Annotated in this window: 9 protein-coding genes and 1 pseudogene; all 10 read right to left on the reverse strand. The window is 67.0% G+C overall.

Translation table 11 applies throughout. The annotated features are described in order from the left end of the window. A partial coding sequence (locus tag RBH18_RS43220; RefSeq protein WP_372339078.1) for a preprotein translocase subunit SecY occupies nucleotides 1-466 on the reverse strand: 466 nt, incomplete at its 3' end. Nucleotides 467-740: 274 nt separating this feature from the next. Continuing rightward, the gene (rplO, locus tag RBH18_RS43225) at nucleotides 741-1184 is read right to left on the reverse strand and encodes a 50S ribosomal protein L15 (protein ID WP_306216332.1); all 444 of its coding nucleotides are present in this window, start codon (nucleotides 1182-1184) and stop codon (nucleotides 741-743) included. After that, on the reverse strand, nucleotides 1184-1366 hold the full coding sequence (rpmD, locus tag RBH18_RS43230; RefSeq protein WP_306216333.1) for a 50S ribosomal protein L30: 183 nt from the start codon (nucleotides 1364-1366) through the stop codon (nucleotides 1184-1186). The genes rplO and rpmD overlap by 1 nt, the downstream gene beginning before the upstream one ends. Next, nucleotides 1366-1986 carry a 30S ribosomal protein S5 gene (gene rpsE, locus RBH18_RS43235; protein WP_306216334.1) on the reverse strand — a complete coding sequence of 207 codons (621 nt, stop codon included), beginning with the start codon at nucleotides 1984-1986 and terminating at the stop codon, nucleotides 1366-1368. The genes rpmD and rpsE overlap by 1 nt, the downstream gene beginning before the upstream one ends. Nucleotides 1987-1999: 13 nt before the next feature. Beyond that, entirely contained in the window at nucleotides 2000-2395 is a 396-nt protein-coding gene (gene rplR / locus RBH18_RS43240; RefSeq protein WP_456237652.1) for a 50S ribosomal protein L18, read from the reverse strand. Continuing rightward, entirely contained in the window at nucleotides 2392-2934 is a 543-nt protein-coding gene (rplF, locus tag RBH18_RS43245) for a 50S ribosomal protein L6 (RefSeq protein WP_305786129.1), read from the reverse strand. Before rplF ends, rplR begins: the two co-directional genes overlap by 4 nt. 12 nt (nucleotides 2935-2946) lie before the next feature. After that, nucleotides 2947-3354: a 30S ribosomal protein S8 gene (gene rpsH / locus RBH18_RS43250; RefSeq protein WP_305786128.1), complete on the reverse strand. Its 408-nt coding sequence runs from the start codon at nucleotides 3352-3354 to the stop codon at nucleotides 2947-2949. 79 nt (nucleotides 3355-3433) lie between these two features. Continuing rightward, a complete protein-coding gene (locus RBH18_RS43255; RefSeq protein ID WP_305786127.1) occupies nucleotides 3434-3619 on the reverse strand; it encodes a type Z 30S ribosomal protein S14 in 186 nt (61 codons plus the stop codon). Nucleotides 3620-3621: 2 nt separating this feature from the next. Beyond that, on the reverse strand, nucleotides 3622-4191 hold the full coding sequence (gene rplE, locus RBH18_RS43260; protein WP_306216335.1) for a 50S ribosomal protein L5: 570 nt from the start codon (nucleotides 4189-4191) through the stop codon (nucleotides 3622-3624). Further along, nucleotides 4191-4295 (reverse strand): annotated as a pseudogene (locus RBH18_RS43265) (50S ribosomal protein L24); the annotation flags it as partial. The pseudogene RBH18_RS43265 and the gene rplE, both read right to left, overlap by 1 nt.

Genomic DNA, 4295 nt, shown 5'->3' on the forward strand with positions numbered 1-4295 from the left:
GGTTCGACTGGTCCTGCGGGCACGCGTTGGCGAAGAGCTGGCCGGAGCGGGCCAGCGCCACGAAGGCCGAGGACTGCAGGATGGCGAGACCCAGGGTCAGGTAACGCGTGTACTGCGTGATCTTCGCCTGGCCGCTCTGACCCTCCTTGCGGAGCTGCTCGAGCCGGGGGATCACAACCGTCAGCAGCTGGAGGATGATGGAAGCTGTGATGTAGGGCATGATGCCCAGCGCAAAGACCGACAGTTGCAGCAGCGCGCCACCGGAGAACAGGTTCAGCAGGTTGAGCACCCCGCCGCCGGCGTTCTGGTCGTTGACCGCCTCGAGGCAGTTCTGCACGTTGGTGTAGGACACACCCGGGCTGGGCAAAGTCGCACCGAGCCGGTAGACCGCGATGATCGCTACTGTGAACAGCAGTTTCTTGCGCAGGTCAGGCGTCCGGAACGCACTGGAAAAGGCGGAGAGCAACTTCTTCCTCCTGCGCGAGGTGGCCGCCTGAAACCGGCGGATGGGGGTAGGCATCGGTCCGGACGACCGATATCCCTAGCTGGGAACGGACTCTAACAGCCTGACGTGCCCGTCGTGAGGCACGGTCGCCGCTTGTGCAGCACTCGGGGACGAAGAGCTACTCAAAGGCTGCGGGCGCTCTCGCGCCCGAACTGGCGTTGTGCCAGTTCAGACGCCAGAACGGGGATGCCGGCCCGGTATCTCACTGATACCAGGCCAGCACCCCCGGCGAGCATCACAGCTCGGTGACGGAACCACCGGCTGCGGCGATCTTCTCCTTGGCCGACTCGCTGAACGCGTGCGCCGACACCGTCAGCGACACGCCGCCCAGCTCGCCCGAGCCGAGGACCTTGACCAGCTGGCCCTTGCGGACCGCGCCGGCCTCGACGAGCTCGGCCACGCCGACCTCGCCGCCGTTCGGGAACAGCTCGGCCAGCCGGTCCAGGTTCACGACCTGGAAGACGACCTTGTTCTTGTTCTTGAAGCCCTTCAGCTTCGGCAGACGCATGTGGATGGGCATCTGCCCACCCTCGAACGCCGCCGAGACGTTCTTCCGGGCGCCGGTGCCCTTGGTACCGCGACCGGCGGTCTTGCCCTTGGAGCCCTCACCGCGACCCACACGGGTCTTCGCGGTCTTGGCGCCGGGCGCCGGGCGCAGGTGGTGGACCTTGATCGCCATTACTCGACCTCCTCAACACTCACGAGGTGGCTCACGGCGAAGATCATGCCCCGAATCTCGGGGCGGTCCTCCTTGACCACCACGTCGTTGATCCGCTTCAGGCCGAGCGACCGCAGGGAGTCCCGCTGGTTCTGCTTACGGCCGATCTCGGACCGGACCTGGGTGACCTTCAAGCGTGCCATCAGTGCACCGCCGCTTCCGCACGCGCCGCCAGCATGGCCGCGGGCGCCACGTCCTCGACCGGCAGGCCACGGCGGGCCGCGACCTTCTCCGGCGACTCGAGGCCCTTCAGAGCGGCCACCGTCGCGTGCACGATGTTGATCGGGTTGGACGAGCCGAGGCTCTTGCTCAGCACGTCGTGGATGCCGGCGCACTCGAGCACGGCACGCACCGGGCCACCGGCGATGACACCGGTACCGGCGGACGCCGGCTTGAGGAGCACGACACCAGCCGCGGCCTCACCGGTGATCGGGTGCGGGATCGTCGCGCCGATCCGGGGCACCTTGAAGAAGTGCTTCTTGGCCTCCTCGACACCCTTGGCGATGGCCGCGGGCACCTCCTTGGCCTTGCCGTATCCGATGCCGACGGTGCCGTCACCGTCGCCGACGATCACGAGGGCGGTGAAGCTGAAGCGACGACCACCCTTCACGACCTTCGCGACACGGTTGATCGCGACGACCCGCTCGAGGTGCGGGGTCTTCTCGACGGGCGCGTTGCCGCGGCCGCCATCCCGGCGGTTGTCGCGGCGGCCACCCTCGTTGTTACCGCCGGACCCGCCGCCTCGGCGCTGCTGACCAGGCATTGGTCATTCCCTCCTAGAACTCGAGTCCGGCTTCGCGGGCGGCGTCCGCAAGCGCGGCGATCCGCCCCGCGTACTTGTTGCCGCCGCGGTCGAAGACGACCTTGGACACGCCCGCGGCCTTGGCACGCTCGGCGAGGAGCGTTCCGACCTTGCCGGACAGAGCGCTCTTGTCACCCTCGGAACCCCGCAGGGAGGCGTCGAGCGTGGAGGCAGAGGCCAGCGTGTGACCCTTGAGGTCGTCGATGATCTGCGCGGTGATGTGCCGCGTGGACCGGGAGACGACCAGACGGGGACGCTCGGCAGTGCCGCGGACGTTCTTCCGAACCCGGAAGTGCCGGCGCGCCTTGCCGACGGCGCGCTTGTGGGCGACACCGCCCCCATTGCGGCGCTTGAGCAGCGTGGCGGTCACTTCTTACCTGCCTTTCCAGCCTTGCGGCGGATGACCTCGCCCTGGTACTTGACGCCCTTGCCCTTGTAGGGCTCCGGCGGGCGGATCTTCCGGATGTTCGCGGCGACCTCGCCCACGAGCTGCTTGTCGATGCCGGCCACCGTGAACTGCGTGGGCCGCTCCACCGTGAAGGTGATGCCGGCCGGCGGCACGATGTTGACCGGGTGCGAGAAGCCGAGGGCGAACTCGAGGTCCTTGCCCTTGGCGGTCACGCGGTAACCGGTGCCGTTGATCTCGAGCGTCTTCTTGTAGCCCTCGGTCACGCCGACGATCATGTTGGCGACCAGGGTACGCGAGAGGCCGTGCAGCTCCTTGGCCTTGCGCTCGTCGTTGGGGCGGTTGACCGAGAGCTCGCCGTTCTCCGCCTTCTCGATGGTGATCGGCTCGGCGATGGTGTGCGAGAGCTCGCCCTTGGGGCCCTTGACCTTGACGGTCTGGCCCGTGATGGTGACATCGACGCCGGCCGGGACCGGGATCGACTTACGTCCGATTCGCGACATGTCTAGTCTCCGTTACCAGACGAAGGCGAGGACTTCCCCGCCAACGCTCCGCTTGCGGGCCTGCTTGTCAGTCAGGAGGCCCTGGGACGTCGAGATGATCGCGACGCCCAGGCCGCCGAGCACCCGGGGGAGCTCGTCGGACTTGGCGTAAACCCGCAGGCCGGGCTTGGACACGCGCTTGATGCCGGCGAGGCTGCGCTCGCGGCTCTGGCCGTACTTGAGCTCAACGACCAGGCGCTTGCCGACTTCGCCTTCCTCAGGCTCCTCGGCCGACCAGGAGGCGATGTAGCCCTCCGCCTTCAGGACCTCGGCGATGTTCGCCTTGATCTTCGAGAAGGGCATGGTCACCTTGTCGTGGTACGCCTGGTTGGCGTTACGCAGACGCGTGAGCATGTCTGCGATCGGGTCAGTCATCGTCATGGGTGTTCGTCAACCTTTCTCGCCGGGGTTCCCGGTCTTGCGGCCAGGCCTACGGCGAAGCGGTATTACAGAAGTCGGATTACCAGGAGGCCTTGGACACGCCGGGCAGCTCGCCCCGGTGGGCCATGTCCCGGACGCAAACCCGGCAGAGGCCGAACTTGCGGTACACCGAGTGCGGGCGACCGCACTTCTGGCACCGGGTGTATGCCCGAACGGCGAACTTCGGCTTCGCGGCCGCCTTGATCTTCAGGGCCTTCTTAGCCATGCTCAGTTCTCCTTGAACGGGAAGCCCAGGAGCTTGAGCAGCTGCCGGCCCTCCTCGTCGGTCTTGGCGGTGGTCACCACCGTGATGTCCATGCCCCGGGTCCGATCGATCCGGTCCTGGTCGATCTCGTGGAACACCGACTGCTCGGTCAGACCGAACGTGTAGTTGCCGTGCCCGTCGAGCTTGCGCCCGTCCAGGCCGCGGAAGTCGCGGATACGCGGCAGCGCGATCGACAGCAGCCGGTCCAGGAACTCCCACATGCGGTCGTTGCGCAGGGTGACCTTCGCGCCGATCGGCATGCCCTCACGCAGCTTGAACTGCGCGATGGACTTGGTGGCACGGCGCACCAGCGGCTTCTGGCCGGTGATGGTGGTCAGGTCACGCACGGCGCCGTCGATCAGCTTGGCGTCGCGGGCGGCCTCGCCCACACCCATGTTCACGACGACCTTGACCAGGCCGGGAACCTGCATGGGGTTGCCGTACTTGTACTGCTCCTGAAGCCCGGCAACAACCTCGCTGCGGTACTTCTGCTTCAGCCGGGGCAGGGTCTTGGTCTCGGTAGCGGCAGTCATCACAGGTCCTTACCGGTGGAACGAGCGATCCGGACCTTCTGGCCGTTCTCGTCGATGCGGTAGCCCACGCGGGTCGGCTTGCCCTGGTCATCCACGATCTGCAC

The organism is Actinoplanes oryzae, from assembly GCF_030757795.1.
Classification (GTDB): Bacteria; Actinomycetota; Actinomycetes; order Mycobacteriales; family Micromonosporaceae; genus Actinoplanes.

Bases quoted from the DNA above. Each gene is read 5' to 3' on its own strand.
- rplF (WP_305786129.1), bottom strand. From the start codon at position 2,934: ATGTCGCGAATCGGACGTAAGTCGATCCCGGTCCCGGCCGGCGTCGAT.
- rplO (WP_306216332.1), bottom strand. From the start codon at position 1,184: ATGGCGATCAAGGTCCACCACCTGCGCCCGGCGCCCGGCGCCAAGACC.
- rpsH (WP_305786128.1), bottom strand. From the start codon at position 3,354: ATGACGATGACTGACCCGATCGCAGACATGCTCACGCGTCTGCGTAAC.
- RBH18_RS43255 (WP_305786127.1), bottom strand. From the start codon at position 3,619: ATGGCTAAGAAGGCCCTGAAGATCAAGGCGGCCGCGAAGCCGAAGTTC.
- rpmD (WP_306216333.1), bottom strand. From the start codon at position 1,366: ATGGCACGCTTGAAGGTCACCCAGGTCCGGTCCGAGATCGGCCGTAAG.
- rpsE (WP_306216334.1), bottom strand. From the start codon at position 1,986: ATGCCTGGTCAGCAGCGCCGAGGCGGCGGGTCCGGCGGTAACAACGAG.
- rplE (WP_306216335.1), bottom strand. From the start codon at position 4,191: ATGACTGCCGCTACCGAGACCAAGACCCTGCCCCGGCTGAAGCAGAAG.